The 16,793-nt window shown below is 51.1% G+C and carries 14 protein-coding genes; all 14 read right to left on the bottom strand.

Annotation, left to right across the window (positions count from 1 at the left end):
- Position 1 precedes the first annotated feature (1 nt).
- Complete coding sequence (locus tag OFAG_RS08015) at positions 2 to 622, bottom strand: hypothetical protein (protein ID WP_005876799.1); 621 nt, start codon at positions 620 to 622, stop codon at positions 2 to 4.
- The gene (locus OFAG_RS08010) at positions 619 to 1,692 is read right to left on the bottom strand and encodes a phage fiber-tail adaptor protein (protein WP_005876800.1); all 1,074 of its coding nucleotides are present in this window, start codon (positions 1,690 to 1,692) and stop codon (positions 619 to 621) included. The genes OFAG_RS08015 and OFAG_RS08010 overlap by 4 nt, the downstream gene beginning before the upstream one ends.
- Positions 1,693 to 1,728: 36 nt before the next feature.
- Complete coding sequence (locus OFAG_RS08005; protein ID WP_005876802.1) at positions 1,729 to 3,312, bottom strand: hypothetical protein; 1,584 nt, start codon at positions 3,310 to 3,312, stop codon at positions 1,729 to 1,731.
- A gap of 6 nt (positions 3,313 to 3,318) precedes the next feature.
- Positions 3,319 to 3,879: a hypothetical protein gene (locus OFAG_RS08000; protein WP_005876804.1), complete on the bottom strand. Its 561-nt coding sequence runs from the start codon at positions 3,877 to 3,879 to the stop codon at positions 3,319 to 3,321.
- Positions 3,876 to 4,049: a hypothetical protein gene (locus OFAG_RS13890; RefSeq protein WP_005876806.1), complete on the bottom strand. Its 174-nt coding sequence runs from the start codon at positions 4,047 to 4,049 to the stop codon at positions 3,876 to 3,878. The genes OFAG_RS08000 and OFAG_RS13890 overlap by 4 nt, the downstream gene beginning before the upstream one ends.
- Before the next feature lie 17 nt (positions 4,050 to 4,066).
- Positions 4,067 to 4,453: a hypothetical protein gene (locus OFAG_RS07995; RefSeq protein ID WP_005876808.1), complete on the bottom strand. Its 387-nt coding sequence runs from the start codon at positions 4,451 to 4,453 to the stop codon at positions 4,067 to 4,069.
- A 52-nt stretch (positions 4,454 to 4,505) separates the two neighbouring features.
- A complete protein-coding gene (locus tag OFAG_RS07990) occupies positions 4,506 to 5,957 on the bottom strand; it encodes a hypothetical protein (protein WP_005876809.1) in 1,452 nt (483 codons plus the stop codon).
- A 26-nt stretch (positions 5,958 to 5,983) separates the two neighbouring features.
- On the bottom strand, positions 5,984 to 6,607 hold the full coding sequence (locus OFAG_RS07985; protein WP_020995114.1) for a hypothetical protein: 624 nt from the start codon (positions 6,605 to 6,607) through the stop codon (positions 5,984 to 5,986).
- Complete coding sequence (locus OFAG_RS07980; protein ID WP_005876813.1) at positions 6,594 to 7,475, bottom strand: hypothetical protein; 882 nt, start codon at positions 7,473 to 7,475, stop codon at positions 6,594 to 6,596. Before OFAG_RS07980 ends, OFAG_RS07985 begins: the two co-directional genes overlap by 14 nt.
- Before the next feature lie 39 nt (positions 7,476 to 7,514).
- Positions 7,515 to 7,757 carry a hypothetical protein gene (locus OFAG_RS07975; RefSeq protein ID WP_005876815.1) on the bottom strand — a complete coding sequence of 81 codons (243 nt, stop codon included), beginning with the start codon at positions 7,755 to 7,757 and terminating at the stop codon, positions 7,515 to 7,517.
- Positions 7,757 to 12,916, bottom strand: coding sequence for an ADP-ribosyltransferase-containing protein (locus OFAG_RS07970; protein WP_147617653.1), 5,160 nt, complete (start codon positions 12,914 to 12,916; stop codon positions 7,757 to 7,759). Before OFAG_RS07970 ends, OFAG_RS07975 begins: the two co-directional genes overlap by 1 nt.
- A gap of 757 nt (positions 12,917 to 13,673) precedes the next feature.
- Positions 13,674 to 14,798: a hypothetical protein gene (locus OFAG_RS07965; protein ID WP_020995112.1), complete on the bottom strand. Its 1,125-nt coding sequence runs from the start codon at positions 14,796 to 14,798 to the stop codon at positions 13,674 to 13,676.
- Positions 14,795 to 14,983 carry a hypothetical protein gene (locus OFAG_RS07960; protein WP_020995111.1) on the bottom strand — a complete coding sequence of 63 codons (189 nt, stop codon included), beginning with the start codon at positions 14,981 to 14,983 and terminating at the stop codon, positions 14,795 to 14,797. The genes OFAG_RS07965 and OFAG_RS07960 overlap by 4 nt, the downstream gene beginning before the upstream one ends.
- A gap of 13 nt (positions 14,984 to 14,996) precedes the next feature.
- Complete coding sequence (locus OFAG_RS07955) at positions 14,997 to 16,745, bottom strand: phage portal protein (RefSeq protein ID WP_005876821.1); 1,749 nt, start codon at positions 16,743 to 16,745, stop codon at positions 14,997 to 14,999.
- Positions 16,746 to 16,793 lie beyond the last annotated feature (48 nt).

Genomic DNA, 16,793 nt, shown 5'->3' with positions numbered 1-16,793 from the left:
CTTACCGTCCGAACAAATCGAATTTTCTCAGGACCACTTTTCGGGGCAGTCTCAATCCATGGTGGTGCGCCCTGTCCTGTGGGAAATCCCGATAAACGAAATATTCAGGGTGACGACGTCCCCCCATGGTATAAACGGTCCCTTCCGGGGGCTCATCGGAAATCCATTTCGGCTTGCCCTGTTCGATGATTGGCTTATTGCCATGCACCATCTTGCCGTTTTCAATCCAGCTGACATAATCAACGGAAACCGGAACAAACGACAGATATTCTTCTCCGCGTTTCAATACCTGTGAAAAAGGCTGTGTCGAGTTTTTCAAGGTGATCCGGTCAAACTGTCCCATGTCATACAGTGGCGTATCCCCTGGAATGGTAATGACCACATCGCCTGTTTCCGCCTGCCCGAACTGGAACCATTGTTTCTGGACGTCCATGCCTGAAATCCCTGCCCGTCCTTCTTTTCCATCGTCCCAGTAACACCCTTTGCCCATGCAAAATGGACAGTCCGACAGGGCGGAACCGGAATTTTCATTGCGACAGGGACATAAAAACGACTTCCGCCACAACATATCCTGCCCGATGTGATTCAAAAAACGATTGAAAGCAGTCGGATTCAGTTTCATAAAATCACCATGCTGACGCCATGGATACTTTGTGCAAGATGATCCAGCGCCGAATCAATCTCATCCTGAAAGGCGGCCATTTGCAACGATGTGGACTGGCTCAATCCGTCGGCCGAAATCGACCCCGACTGGGGAATGTGAGCGTCGTGCAGGATACGCAGGACAGCCATCTTTTTAACGATATCCACCAGATCAGGATAGTCTTTGCCTGCATTTCTCAAACCGGCACGATAGCGCAACCGGATCATGTCGGGAATTTGGCATCCCCCTCCCAGTGCGGAAATCACGAAACCGGTCAAAGGTGCCACACCAAGAGCGCTTCCGCTTGGCACAAAGCGAATATGCCCCGCTTTTTTATCCACCCGGATCCAGCTGTCCGGCACGGTAAAAAATCCCGTTGTTGGCGCCGGATAAGAAAACACACATTTTTCCACGGCCAGAACAGGCGTCTTCCGGAGAACGAGATACCCCCAGTCTTCCGACGTCCAGAGAGACGGCTCGTAATCGTAGGCCGCTTCCTCATGCCAGCGCATGCCTTCAGGCAGTTCATCGATTTCCTGTTGTGTCGGTTCGTAGGCGAAAACGACGGTCTCGGAAAAGAAAACGCGCAAACGTCTTTCCGCATCCGCTTCGGCGGCGCGAAGTTTTGCGGCAAGATAGTCTTCGGAAAAATCCGTTTGAGGCAAACAGGACGTGATTGCAAGCTGATTGTTTTTCAGGGATTCAACGGCTTTTCCCATATCCGGAAACAGCGCCGTTCCTTCCAGTTCGGTTTTTTCGTCAACAATGTGGAGCTGGAACGTCCGCTGGTCAATCCGTCCAGATTTGCTTTTGACCGTGTTGGTCACGTTGTACCACCGGTTCGGTATGCCACCCTGCACCCACACAGTCGTGCAGGCGCCGTCAATGAAAGCGGAAGACAGTGTCAACCCGTAATCGGACTGCCAATCGCTGGAGATAATAACATCATCCTTCAGCAGCCAGTCTGACCAGTCAATCGCATAATCAAGGAAAGCATCCTTGTCCTGTTCGGCTTTGAAAGTAGTGTTTGTTGATTTGACGAGTTCCATGATGATTGTCCGGTATGCCTCATCCGGACAGTAACATCACGACAGGGTAAAGATTCTGGCGTCCGAAAGGACTTTGAAAATACGCCTGGCGGCAGAACTCCCCTCGACTGGCTGCATCCGGTCGGGAACAAAACAGAAATCGACCGCATTGAGAACCTCTCTCACAGTAGTGGGTGTAAGATGCAGCACAAACCGGTTTTCCCGCAGGGTCACTTGTTCAGAAAGGGTAGCTTCGCGCCGCGTCCGTGCCGCTCCCCGTCCAGTCATATCCGACCGTTCCATGCAATACGGGAAAGCCCTGAAGTGACCGTATTCCCTGTCACAGGCAGCCAGAATGTCATAGAGCAGACCGGCATACCGGCTGGCAGCCACCTGCCATTCAAGCGGTATGACGGATTCTTCCTGAGCGCCCGCTGTCACATAGCAATAAGTGGACCACGTGCCAGGAACAACAGCCTCAAAAAGACCCGCCGTCACCCCTGTAGTGACAATTATGTTATCACCCGCTGCAGCCATTGCATCATGGCTGTTCCTGACAAGGGCACCACCAACCTGCTCTTCCCCGGCTTTCGCCAAGGCAGTATGCTGCGCCAGCAACGTCTGGAGAACGCTTTCGACGGTGTCCGGTTCGTTTTTTTCTTTTGCGTCCGCGAAACGATGCGAAAAGGCCAATGCGGTTTCGACAAGACGCATGTTTTCCCGTACATTCGACAGTGTTGCGATAACCGAACCGGGTATGGCAATCGCGGCCACAGGCTCAAGCACGGCGCTTATGGCACCGATTTGCGCCTTTAAGTCATCTGTCGCATCAAGCGTAACCGTATTTTTGACCGGGAAGCGAACCTGCAACAAAGCCGTATCCCGTGCAGCAGCAAGTTCCTGCAACAGCCCAGCATTTGCGCCAAGCCATGCCCCTGTACGTGCTTTCGCTTTGCCGTTTCCCTCTGCAAAAGCCCGGATACGATAGCTGGCAGTCGATACCGCCCCGGAATTTCCCTCGGCCTTGTAACTGGCATGAAGCATCCTCGAAAACATGGCACGGGAATAAGCGTATATCTGCTCCACGGCTCCGATTCTGTGAATGGCATTTGCCCGGTTTGAATCCGACAGAAACAGGTTTTCATTCTGCAGCGCGATAGCCGACATCAAAGCAGCCTGGACATCCGATGCTGTCAACATTGCCTTTTCGATACCGCCATACCTTTGCAATGCGTCGGCCAGGGCAAGAGGCGAAATCATTTCCTGACGGGCACATCCGATGTACTTGATACTTTGCAGCCGATCGTTCGACGAGACATTTTCCGCAATATCCGAATAAGTAACATGGATTCCGGAAAAGTCATCCACCATCCGCGCCGGATTGTGGGAGATACCCGTCGTGGTATAAATCGCTGCCGTATGGTCATCCAGCGATGCCGGCGATTGGGCGGAAGCGCGAAAGACTGCCGGAGAAGCATAACAGGCATCCTGCAAAGCAGACGAATCGACGGCAGCGGCTCTCGTTTCTGCCGTTCTTGACGATTCGTCTTTGGGAGCGCCCTTGCTGGCCCACGTGCCGTCTTTCCAGCTGCCGTGCCAGCAGTTTATCGCCTCCAGCTGATTTGCCTGTACGAGAGCCATGTCACGTTACAGCGATGCCGTGTACGATACACTCAACGTATCGCCATCGGAAACGATCTTGTCACCGCCGGAAAACAGTCCCGCCGAATACAGGATGCCAGACGTGCCGCCTTTGGTCGATTCCGTCGCCAGAAAACATCCCTTGATGGTCGTGGTTTCACTGATCGAAAACGTCAGCGCGGCCGAAAGCGATTTGCTGCCGCCTGCCGCAGAAGCGAACACCGCCGCCGGACGCGTGGCCTCGTAATAATTGACGTCTTCCTGCCAGCCTGCATGATTATCTGCCGTATCCGCTGCAACGGCACCTGTGGTATATCCCGTACCCGAAACAAGACCAATGTAAAAGTTGGCCGTATAACCGGTTCCTGACAGGTATTTATCCAGTGCGTCATTCTTTCCGGCCGTTGTGACCAGATTGTCGATCATATCTCGGAATTTCAGATTGCCGAAAGCATCGTGGCATTCGACAAAATATCGTCCATGGGCCTCTGCCTTTTCCGACATCACCCCTTTCCGGCCGAGTCCGACACCTTCACTGGTTTTTGCGGACGCTTTTTCGTTTTTCATTTGACTTCCTCCAGCTGAGATTCCAGAAACCAGCGTTGTTGTCGCGTCCCGGATGTATCCTCATAAACAAGCAGATGGCGCAATTCTTTCGCATCCTTGTCATACTCGGTATCGATAATCTCGCCCTGAATAACCGGCTGGATAAGCCGGGCTTTCTGTCCAATTTCCATTTTTTGTCCTTACAGTATTAACGTTTCCGGCGACGGCTGGATCCGGATGCATTCCCTTCCGGTGTTTGAGGGGTTTCTCCGGAATCATCTTTTTCGATATCTCCGCTTTCGTCATCAGAAGTGCCGGATGGAGTTTCCGTATCCGTTTCACCGGGTTCATTTTCCCAGGGGCCGGGTTCGTCTTGTCCGCCTTTATCGTGATCATCCGGATCGCCGTCATCAGCCCCACCGCTGTCATCGCCGGTTTGTTCCGGGAATTCGGCATATCCCTCGATAGAGAGAAAAATGGGAAGCATGTTTTCCGGCACATCGTCAACGGACACCAGTTTCCCGTCAGCGTTTTTTTCGAACGGAATACCATTGATCAATGTCGATGCATTTGGCAGATTGCAAATAATTTTCATAAATTCACCCTATGCTTTTAAACTGACGCCCCGAAGGGCGCCGTTTTCTCCTTTAACCAAACGGTTTCCAGCGTGCGCCACTCGGAACGATGTTCTTGATGACAACATGATGTTGACGCTTGGCCATGCGCAAGTAACCGAACATGAGCTGCGCCCATGGAATCACAGCCTGATTTACGGTAGCCAGAGGGAATTTCAGCATAGGCAAGAGCTGACGCCAGGTGATCGAATTATCCGATGGGCTCATATTCAGGATATATGACTTAGTGGTACCAGGAATTTCCCTGTTGAGATCGGTATATGTGGTGGTTGCACCCGCTTTTGGAATGCGGCACATCTCACGGAAATCGCCCGTTTCGTTCGTACCATTCAGGCGGGATCGATAAATCACGTAACCGATTTCTGTGCCTGCAGTCGATGCTGTAATGGTCAACACAATCTTCTTCCCTGCGGTCACAGCGACCTGCTCAGATTTGACGATAACGGACTGACCATCGGCATTGACACCGGCGACGGCATAGTAATAATTCCCGGCATGTTTGGCCGCAAATTTCGAACTCGTATCCGTCGCAGTAGCATCAACAGTCACGCTTACTGGTACAAACGCATTGTTTGCTGCAATTTTCGCGTGTTCGCCCTTGCGAAGCTGGAACGGGATTTGCATTTCTTCATCACGTATAAACACATCACGATTGAGCGCGATATCCCCTTGAGCCGTCACAATACCTCGTACAGGAGTACCTCGTTTGGCTTCCTGTCCATTCGGTAAAACAACCCGATAGGCAGGGTCAAGGTTGAAGTCAAGATCAGCGCCGGTCTTTGGCGATACGAGCAAATCCGTTGCCGTACCGAAGTTACCATAACCGCCAATAGTCGCAGCACCGTTGACAACCGCGCTGATAGAGGACAAGGATTCGCCCTCTGCATCAATCACATGATCTGCCGAATCCAATGACACAATTTGCGCGACAATGCCATCAAATTCCGTCGGAACAACACTGGAGTCGCCCTCGAAACATAGAAATTCAGCATCCGTCAGCAGTTGCTTTGCGCCGTTTTGCTGCTCAACTGTTTCTGCTTCAGTAATAGATCCCTGCAGAGTCTGCACAAGAGAAACCTGACGTTTTGTCATCAGATATTTCACAAATCCAACCCTGCGGGCATATTGACCGGTCGCATCCTTGATGATGCCGAGCTCAGAATTGCTCGAGCCACCCAGGAAACCACCGATGCCAGACTGTTCTGTCCATTCGTCAACTGTTGCATCTGCTTTTGGCTTTGGCAGTTTATTAAACAGGACAAAATGCTTGTTGTCCTGGATAACAGACATCAGTGTTTTATCAAGCGATTGCACTCTGAGAGCGGCACCGCCTGTCAAACCAGCGACATCAGTACCATATCCGGCTGATAAAGCCTTGTTCAGGGCCTCGACATCATTCATCGATGCCTGTCCCGACGAAACCATATTTGCCGGAGCGTTATTCAAACCATTTAAAAAATCCACTTTTTTCTCCTTATAGAATGATTTCGTTAAACCAGTTTTGAAAGGATGCTTTGTGGGATTTCCATCCCACGATTGACATAGGTTTCTGCCGAAGAGAGCTCATACCCGGTCAATTTCCCCTGAAGCATCGCCTGTTCGCATTTGGCAAGCAATACACTGGGCGAAAGCGATTGTGGCTGGCTTTTGGTCATTGACGTTCCAAGATCAACGACGGATTTTCGCCCTGAACCGGATTTCGCCATCCTGATCACCTGCTCGCCGATCGCTTTGATGACCTTGCCCTGTTCTTCCATTTTTTCGGTCAAAACGTTGAGAGACTTCGCAAAAGATTCGCGGTCGGTTTTTAGACCTTTTCCGAGACGATCAATGCCATTCTGCAATGACTTGATCAACTGACCGGCATCAACAGCCACGGCCTGTTCACCGGATGGCAAGATAACGGGCAACGATTTGCCAAACTGATCTTCAGCGTCTTCTTCGTCTTCATTGTCTTCCGTATCAGCCGTTTTTTTATTTACATTGTCATCGCTGCCTTCCTCATCTTCTTCGGACGCGGCCTTGATTTTTTTGTCGCCATCATCTTCGTCAGACTGGGATTTCTTCAGCAAATCCAGCTCCTTGCACAATTCTTCAAATTCACTTTTTTCCATTTCCATCTCCTTGTCTTTTAAGGTCGCGCAGGAATCTGTCGACCCACTCGGCAGCCTGAGATCCGGACAAGCCCATCTCACGCTGGACCAATGCGCAGAGTCCCCGCGCTCCCTTGCCGCTATCCATCTTTCCTGCCCTGATCAGGGAAGCCAGACGATTGCGGAATTCGATATAACTGATACGGCCGCCTTCCAGAGACTGCTTGCGCAGCGCTTCTCCTCCTGTTAAAAAAGCCGAATCGGTTTCGTATCCTGATGAAAGTCCCTTGAGGACAAATCCATTGAGTGACTTGGCAAAAACGCCGATCGGAACGGTCGATACCTCCCCGACCGTTTTATTGACCGGGCAACGGTCCAGTGCCGTGTTGTTCCAGCGGACTTTGTCGACCACCGCGATACGATTACCGTTTTCATCCGTTTTTATCGCTTTCGACAGGACCGAACCGCCAACCGATGCATACCAGCGGGCAGGAGGCGTCTGTTTCGTCAGGGAATCCCAGACCATGTTGGCGTTCTTCGCCATCGGGCTTTCTCCCTGATACAGTTCCGCCTTGACAAAAGTCCTTTTCCCATCGACTTTGACAGCCACAGGCTTTCCGATTTCGTATGCCATGTAATCCGGTAGGCCGGCCTTGGGGCCGATCAGGGAAAAATGAGAGATGTCGATATTGCCGTGACGCAAGTAATAATCGGCACTGTCTGACAAGGCTTTCTGCAGCACGATTTCATTCTGCCGATCGATATCTTCGTTGGAGGCTTCGAGGTAGAGGATGCGAGAAGCCCTTTCCGTTTTCGGGGTTGCTTTAAGCATCCCACCCAAACAGATGTAATCGGGAATCTCGGATAACAGGAAATCATCAGTTTTCATACCCCCGATGGTCTTGTCACGACTGCGTGATTTGAAGAGTCAGTTCTGTCTGGACAGGCGATCTTTTGCCAGTGCAATGACTTTTTCAAGCTGGCCGAATTCCGTTACCAGATGCATGTATTCTCCAGCGCTCCCGTTTTCATCGAGCAACGCATCAGTACGCAGCGTATTCATTTGCTCGATAATGGTTTTTCGCCGTGCGATGGCGGCATCAAGGATTTTCTTTTCGGCCAGTTCCGTTCTGGCGGACAAAACGGCAAGCGACGTCAGCATTTGTTCCATTATTTGGCCCCTCCAAGTCGTTGACGCAAATACCAGGCCAGACCGGTATCGTCCAGTCCTTCCATGGGCGACGTCAGCAATTCCCGCAGTTCGTACTTTCTGGCCAGCCTGTCACGTGCTGCCCTTTCCGCCGGATGATCGGCAACCAAATCCATCAATTCCACATCGTTTTTCTGCCCTGTCCGGAAAATACGTCCATTGCGCTGTGCATGGACCATGGCTGTATCCGCCGTATCGTATTGCAACAGCCATTGGCCCCGTTGCAGATTCAAACCCGTTGCTGCCGCGTCTGACGCGATCAGGATATCAGCCTTGGCTTCTCCTTTTTCCGGTGCAAACATCAGGCGTTTTCTGTCTTTTTCTGACGTCGAGTCATGGCCTGTCAGCGCCACTACCCGATGTCCAGATGATTCCAGCCGTTTTTTAAGGTTCTCCACTGTTTCGAGATTGTGCGCAAAAATGACACCCGGCTTGCCTTTTCGGGCATCGGCGATTTCAGCGGCCTTGTCCAGTTTTGCGCTGGTTGAGCTCGTATTGATGATGCGTTTGATCGCGGCATTTCTGAGCAGGCCAGCATTTTTCTGCAATGCTTTGGCGACTTCTTCGTGTTTGGTTGACGGAACACCGGCAAAATGTTCTGGACAGAGTTTTTTCACCAATTCCGTGGCTGTCTTGCCTTCCATCGCCGATATCCGGATTTCCGACACAGCCTTGTCGAGATCGGAAAGCGATTTTTTCTGACTGTCGTTCAGGGGAACAGCAATTTCTTTCCGGTCGGCTTTGACGTCGGGATCAATTTTCGAAGCGTAAACATACCTTGCCATTTCGCGTTTCAGGGCATCCTTGGCAGATATGGCATCACGTCCATACCGTCGCATGAAAGCGCCTTTGTCCGCATAACGTTTGCGGTCCATCTTCCGCAAAAGATCGTATGTCTCCGATGCATCGTTCTTGACCGGATCGGCACTTGCCAGCATGTAATAAGGCATATGTTCGGCAACGGCATCCACCACATTGGCCAGTCTGGAATTTTCCTTCCCGTCCCGGTTAAGGGTATATTGAGATTCATCAACTGACAGATAGTCAATATCGATCCCTTCTTTTTTCATGACGCCTTTCGCCCATGCCGAACGGTCGTCGTCAGACATGGTTTGTAGCTGTTTAGCCATATCCTGTTCCGAAATACCGGCTTGCTTTGCGCCCAGATGAATCATGTCGTCACGGAACGACTGGTGTGTCGCGACGACCATATGAGTGGACGGGTCACGCAATGCAGCAAGACGCTGGTTACGTGACGCGCCGGGATCGGCATGCCACTTGTATTTGCCCGGTTCGAGATAACGCAGTGCTTCCCCGCCGAATTGAGCCTGTACCACGGATGGCGCCAGTATCAGACCACGCTTTGCTTTACCCTGCTCATGCAAGTGAGTAAATCCACCCAGTTGAAGGGACGTTTTTCCAGACCCCGTCCCCAAAGCCCCGACAATCCGTTTATTGGCTTCAAACAGCTTCAGGAAACGTTGCCGGGCATATGCCTTGCCACCGGACATGGTCGGTTGCCACAGTTTGACCGGTTGACCGGGTTTGAAATTCTTTCCGACAACCGACATCATGCCCGCCAGCTTCTGTTCTGCAGCGTGACCGATCGTGTAAAGCTTGTTATTCCTGCCCACCATAAGTGGAGCATCCGTTTTCAGCCGGTTATGCGCATCAGCGAATCCTTTCACAATCCGGGAACGGATCATGTGCTGGACAGATTCGAACGCCTGTACCGGTGAATCATGCAAAGCGGAAAAAGAAGACCACGATTTTCCGGGCGATTGGTTTTCCCACCATTTTTTCAGGTTTCTCCTGTCACCGGACGCAAGATCGCCAATCGCTTTGTATGCCAGCACCCCTTCGGGGGTTTCGGATAAGGCCCGATGCAGGGCATCGCACGACGTCTGGTCAACATCGAAGGTCTGCCGATGAATCGGAGCACGACTGGTACCGTATCGCTTCTGTACGAATTCGTCTGCCATCTTTTCCCAGGCATGGCGAAGCGTTTCAAGCGGACGTATTTTCCCGTTCGTGTCTTTCAGCGACGCAACCGTATCCAGCGCGTCACGATAAGCGTCCGGATCGCCTGACTTCTGGAAAAAGTGGCTGGACTGGATATCGGCAAAAATATCCTGCATGGCATCGCCATCAGCCATACGGGAACCGATATAGTCCCGCAGTGACTCCTGCAAGTTTTCTCCCGGATGAAATGGCTCGGTCAGTTTTTCCGCGACACCCGGCTCCACCCGCATACACAGATCAGGACGTTTCGCAAACCCTTTCGGCAACCAGCCATCCTCGTCATACTTCCCTTCCATGATGTCGAGATTTCGCCTTATCTGTGCCATCCCTTCCACATCTACGGGTCTGGAAAGATTGTCCAACCCTTCAGGAGAAATCGTCGCGACAAGGGAGTTTCCGATTTTTGCCAGATGATACTCGCCTGGCTGGACGCCAATTGCCCGGAGCTGTGTCACTGCAGCATCGGCAGGCAAGGCGCCCATATTGACTTCAATCGGGTCCGTGGGCTTTCTTTGCAGTGCCGCCACCAGTGACGCAGTGGCCGTCATTTCACCATGAGCCTGGCCCAGTATCTTTTGCGCTTCTGAAACTGCTTGTCTCCGCTTGTGATTGGCTTCCTGTGCCATGACCAGATCGAATCCATCGGACGCTTCCGGCAATTCGATAGATGATGCGATATCGTAGTACTGTCTGGCCTTGTCCAGAGCCGTTTTCTGGAGTTCATCGGAACGGCTGACGTGATACTCCTCCATCGCTTGCCTGACCTTATCCGTGTCAGCTGCCATGTCGTTGTATATCCGTCTGGCAAGTACCTGAGCAGCACCGGACACGCCAAGAACATCCACAACTGACCGGTCAATCAAAGCGTCTCCACCGATTGCCAATGCCGCGCCGTTCAGTGCGTTAAATGCACCAGACGCCACATGGCCAGCAAGATGTAGTTCTCCGCCACGTCTGTTCAGTTCATCAAGGAATGATCTTGCCCCGGCTGTACGAACACTTTGTTCAATATCCTGCCGAGTTTTTTCATCGACATCTGCATCAGAAACTTCAATAATCTGCGCTTTTGATTCGACCTTATCTGCCGTATCCAGTTTGCGTTGTGCGTCCTTTGCAGTTGCTTCGACCATTTTCAACCGCTTGTACGATCTGAGCAGATCAGCGGCTTTTTGAGCGTCTTCAAGAATCCGTGGTTTCGGTAAAACCGAATCGGGATTATTTAAAGTGAATTCTGATATTTCTTTATTAATGGATTCTTTTAAATCGCTTTTTACATCCTTTGAATTCTGATCATCAGAATCTGGATGAGATAAAAATAAAGCGCCTTCCTGTTTTGCTTGATCGGCACTTATCCCGGATCGGGACTGGTATTCCGGATTGAAGCCAAGCTTTGATGCATTGATTTCCGGTAATGGAGCAATGTCCTGAACTGAAAGACTATCAGGAGAACTTGAATGCAACGGCACTTCTCCCAGTCCAGCCTGTGCTCTCGCCTCTGCATCTTCAATCAGCCGCTTGCGGTTAATATCAACTGTTTCTTTGGCCTTACGGAAAAGCGCCTTTTCATGGTCTGAACGTGCCTTTTCGAGTGCGTTAGGTGACAAACCAGCGTGTTTTTCTTCATCAAAATCCAGTTCTTCGGGTTTCCAGCCAGCCAGTTTCGCAACGGATTGGACGAATTCCGCCCGTTCGCTTTTCATCCGTTCCTGTAGCTTCTTCCGTTCGGCCACTTTAAGTGCGTGCATACCCGACGCCTTGTCTGCCTCAATCTGCTGTTTTCTGGCCGCCTTCCGATCTTCTTCTTTCTGACGCAAGGCTTCTTTGTAGTCAGATTCCGGTTTGATCCCTCGCAGTTTGAGATGGTTGAGCTTGCCGCCGGCGCCTCCAATGACAGTGGCCGTTCCGTCCGGATGTTCCCTGATCAGCACAGGGACGCCCTTTGCTCCGTCGCCATTGGGGTGGACCGTTACCCACCGTTCACCCTCCTCCAGGGCCTTCTTCATAAAAGATTCCTTGATCAGGCAACCGGATGCGAGCAGATTGCCTTCAGGGGACAGTACGTCGGCATAGGACTTGATTATGGACGGATCATTGGCTGAAAAGGCACCGGGATTGTCTGTGGCGGATTTGATCTGGTTTGGCCGGAACGCGACATAAGACGTGCCACCGATCTCCGTATCTTCCAGAACAAGCCCGTCGTATTTCCCGTAACGGAGTGTCTCCAGATACGCCTTGGCGGCAGCTTTCGCTGTTTTCTTGCCGGTTGCCGAGATATCTCCGGCCAGATCATCGAGTGTCCCTGTATCGTGAGGATTAACGATTTTCAGGAACAACGATATCACATTGTTGCCCACCATCGTCACGTCACCGCCTACGTTAAACCAGAACCCTGTATATGCCGTTCCCGTCAGTCCAAAGTTGCTCGCGTTGCCTTCTGTGTTCTGTCCGAGACGTTTTTTGTCAAATACCTGAATCGGCTCCCGTTCGATAATTTCCCTGACTTCGACCGCTGGATACTCGCGTTCCAGTTTCGCTATCTCACTCTCTCGCCACTCGACAAGGGCATGGCTTTCGGAAATAAATTTCTCATCTCTGTTCAGCTCGCTCCAGTCTCTTCCGGCGCGAAGAGCTTCATATTTTTCTCCGAACTGACGGTAAATCTCCCGGGCTTTTTCAAAATACTCGGGGGATGGCGTTTTTCGGACTCTTTCATTTCGGGTCCCTGCTTCCGTCCCATGATAAACAACCAGTGGCTCGCCATTCTCGTCCACCACTTTTGAAGCATTGTCGGGATCATTTTCCCAATCGCCGAACCATCGCTTGAAATTGTGAGTCCTGACTTGTACCCACTGCCGTTCGGTCAGTTTGGTGGGCTTCCCATTCGGGGCCTTCATCCATGCGTTGGTTCCCTTGTACTTCGCTTCTATTTCCCTGTATTGCTTTTCGCTTTCGTCAGTAACCCTCGATATACCGTGTCCTGCGCTACTGCCGCCAACTTTTCCTAGGCGACCAGCATGCCCGAAATTGCCTGATCCCTTGCCGCCCTTTAAAAGCGTGTCATCCGGAATTTCGCAAATGGCTTTATGCAATTCAGGCAAACAAATGGCATATATTTCGTTGTTTTCAGTGGATTTTGTTATAGAATATACACAGGTTGCCGCCTTAGCCAGGTCATCGTCCCTCCCAGATGAAGCGGCATCATCTGTTAAGGTAGAGCTCTGCTTTGGCAGTTGGACGATGCCCGGTTTTCTCTGCGGAATAATCAGTGCATGTTTTCTGATCGCGTTGAAAACTTGCTTTATCTTTCTGGGCGATGAGCTGATCGCGACTTCAAATTCCCCTCTTTTAATAGAAATGCAGCAAAAACACTGTACATTGCCATCAGCTACTATGAATGGTTTGATGAAATGTATAACGTTTTCCCGTTCTACACCCTCTCCCTTATCTTTCCTTTCCTGAATTTTTTCCGGTGTTTCGCGTTCAGAAACAATATAAAGCGGCTTTTCCAAGGTCGGCTTTATCAAACCAAAATATGTCTTTCGTTTTCTATCTAACAGCTTTTCAGTTTGGTTTTCACCCAGTTTCACAAAACCGATTGGCGTATGTACGCCACCATCAGGAAATTCCTGTTTCCACGCTTCTTTTGAAAAATCGAGATGGCGCCATGGTGTAGCATGGGCGATGATGGTTTCTTTAATGCTGGACAGTCCGTCATTCTTGGCGCTTCCGCCTACCTTGCCGGCCCGTCCTTTATGGCCGAAATTTCCGGAACCTTGTCCGCCCTTGATGAGAAAATAAAGTTTGCCTGTGTTCATGATGGACACAGCGTAACGTCACGACAATTTGTCCTTTTGCCTACTTGATATCCTTAAGAAAGTTATTCAGCCAGGCGGTAAACTCATCAGGTTCCGCGCCTTTCGCAACCCTGAGCCACATCCCCCGACAATGGGGATGGAACAAACCGGCCGCAGGCATCAGCAATTCATTTGCGCTTCTTTTGACCAGTTTCCCGTCCACACGTTTATAGGGAGACACGGACCGTCCGGAATTGTTTTTTCCGATCCAGATTTCCTTTTCCCAATCCTTGTCGGGTTTGTCAGGCGGAACGACCGTCAGGATTTTCCCGTCCCATTTCCGGCAAAATGGACAGGCGCCGTGATACTGCTCTACCCTCCTGAGCTTTTCGCCTGCAGCAACAGACGCCACAAATCCCTGATTGGCCATTTCGCCCGGTTCGGTCACGGCGATGCGGCGCCAATCGCGGTTGAGCTGTGAAAACGTGTCAAACAACCTTGTCTGTAAAGATTGCTCCGGTTTGATGCCGAGCTGAAGGTTTTTCTGGTGATCAAGCACAATCCGTTTGATCTGGTGTCTGGAGGAATCCTCGATGGACTGTATCAGATCGGCACAATGGGCAATACCGTAATCGATAATCGTCTGGTTCAGCCCGGCCATCTGTCCGAGAGTTTCAAAAATCTTGCCGTTTGAAAAGTGGTTCAGCAATTGCCTTGCCTGATGCTCTGTCACTGACTCCGAAACCGCCTGTATTTTTCCCATCATAACGGACCGTTTAACGATGTAATCGGCCCACTGTATGGGATTATCGGGAAAATGCCGCTGGACGAGATAATCGACCAGCAACTGATAATCCTCTGCCTTCCACGCCGTTTTCGGGATCCCCGACAGATAGGCATATGCCGCAGCCATTTCATTGACGGTCCATCGGCCCACCATTCCGACAACTGGCTTTGCCATTCTCGGTCCTGTAGGCGTTTTCCCGATCCAGGACAACAAATCCTTTTTCAGGTTATCCAGATGAGCGATCCCTTTTTCCGATACCCGTTTGACCAATTCCCGGATAAAGACATTCTCGTGCTCACGCCAGATATCGTCGTCTTCGGACATTGCCTTATGCAGGACTTCGAGTGCATGGTCAGCGCAACCGTACGACAGAGGTTCAATATCGATCAAAATACTCATTTCAGATGGTACCTGTCCCGACAGGGAGCACAAGCTCCATCCACCAAACGACCGGACCATTTTCCGCAGAAATCGCATTCTCCGGGTTTCCCTGCCGGAATCTGGGCCGCTTTTTCACGCTGTTCCCGGATAGCGAGTTCGGTCGTGCGCATGGCCAGATCGTTTGCGTAATCCGTTTCGTCCATCGTTTTTATCCTTTCAGTAATCTCCAAGCCGATAAATCACCGGAACAGCGCCATTTCCTGCATCCTCCGATTTCTGCAAACCTTCTTTTTCAGAAGACGTTTGATCCGCTTCCATCGGGCCTTGCTCGTCTTGTTCGGCGCTGTCCTCTTCAGGGTCGTCATCTCCTTCAGTTTCGCTGTTGTCTTCGTCGTTCTGATCTCCCTGCCGGAAATTCTCGTCATCATTTTCTTCCGTCTCTTCTGTGTCGTTTTGGGATTTCTGCATCTGCATCCATGGAGAAATCAGGGATGGATTCAGCGGGGCATCACCGATCGGGCCATCCATGGCTTCCATTCCTTCGCGTGCTCTGGCCTCGTTTACGGTCATGACCAGTTTGCGCATTTCGTGCCGTTGTGTTTCATCTTCGTCGTCAATGCCGGTCCAACGGAAACAGTATTTCTCGTCGAAATCAGAAATGATGTAATCGGATATCAGCGATTCATAGTAGGCCAACAACGGCCGCAATCCCTTGTCCCGGGAATTGCTCAGTTTTTCTGCCGTATCCGAACCGGAAAGAGACGATTTCCCGACCGAGAAAGATTCGAAGTTGATTTCGTCGGGGGAAATGCCATAAACAGCACAGGCAATGGACGTCAGAAACGTCATCCATTTGCTGAAATACATCTCGTCAAAATCAATACCGAAACGTTCAAACGTCGCCCTGGAAGAGGGATCCTTGGCAACCAGTACCGGTAACGACCACGACGAGTTTGCGCCGCTGACCATCGAATTCCAGTACCGCCGGAACGACGCCAGATCATCCGGTTTGTAATCGCCGATCAAATTGATAAAACCCCGTGGAATGGAATTCTCGGAAAATCCCCTCAAATTGAGTTGCAAGGCATTTAAAAAACCCGTCACGATCTTGACCAGCAACTCGACTTCCGACATGCCGTAACCGGCCAGATCGACATCCGTTCGGGGATTGCGCGGCTCGTAAATCAGATCGTCCAGGGTATAGGCCGTCATAATCCTCCCCTGGATAACCTGCAGCGCAAACACATCTTCGTCACCCCGAAAACCCGATTCCGGGACAAGCCGGATCGTTGACCCATCCACCGTATAAAAGCCGTCAATCCCAAGCGAACGGTCTTTTTTCATCTCGGTCTCGATCGGCGCCGAATCCATGATGAGCGAATCACGTACCGACCGTGCCATGAATGTAGCGAAATTGGACCGCTTCAGACGCTTCCTCTCCCGCGGCTTGAACTCCCATCCGCAATTCATGATGAATTGCTGCAGCAGGGAAATCGTTTCCTGTTCGCTTTGAGTTAACTGATGGTCTTTATCGACATGCCGGATAACGAATCCCAGTCCATGACCGCTCTCCTGAATCTTGCAAAACCGCATCACCTGCCGTGTCCGGGTCAATACAATGGATTCCAGAATCGGAGTTTGCTGGACCATCCGTCGCATGTTTTCGTAGGTCAGGTAAGAGGGACGTTCGTAGTATTCGCCAGACTGCTGGAGCTGGAACTGATCGAGGCTGACGGACTGCATCCCCCTGTCTGAATGCCGGTAATCATTGGCGTAATCGAGAATTCTGGCGGCTTTTGCCATATCCATTTGCGCGAAATCCTCTTTTATGCCATTGACGATCGAGACAAGGTCATTAAAAGGCAAAATCAGATCGGAGTCGGACTTGGGCGTGTGTAACGCCTGCCGCTCTTTCAGGGCAGCCTGAGCGTCTTCATGCGCAGAATTATTTGTGGGTTCGGACATGACGGGTCTGAGTGTTTGATACAAAGATCACTGTACCGTCACGACATC

The sequence above is a fragment of the Oxalobacter paraformigenes genome (genome assembly GCF_000158475.2).
Classification (GTDB): Bacteria; Pseudomonadota; Gammaproteobacteria; order Burkholderiales; family Burkholderiaceae_D; genus Oxalobacter; species Oxalobacter paraformigenes.
The sequence above is the reverse complement of the archived record's forward strand: the minus strand, read 5'-3'. Positions and strand labels throughout refer to the sequence as shown.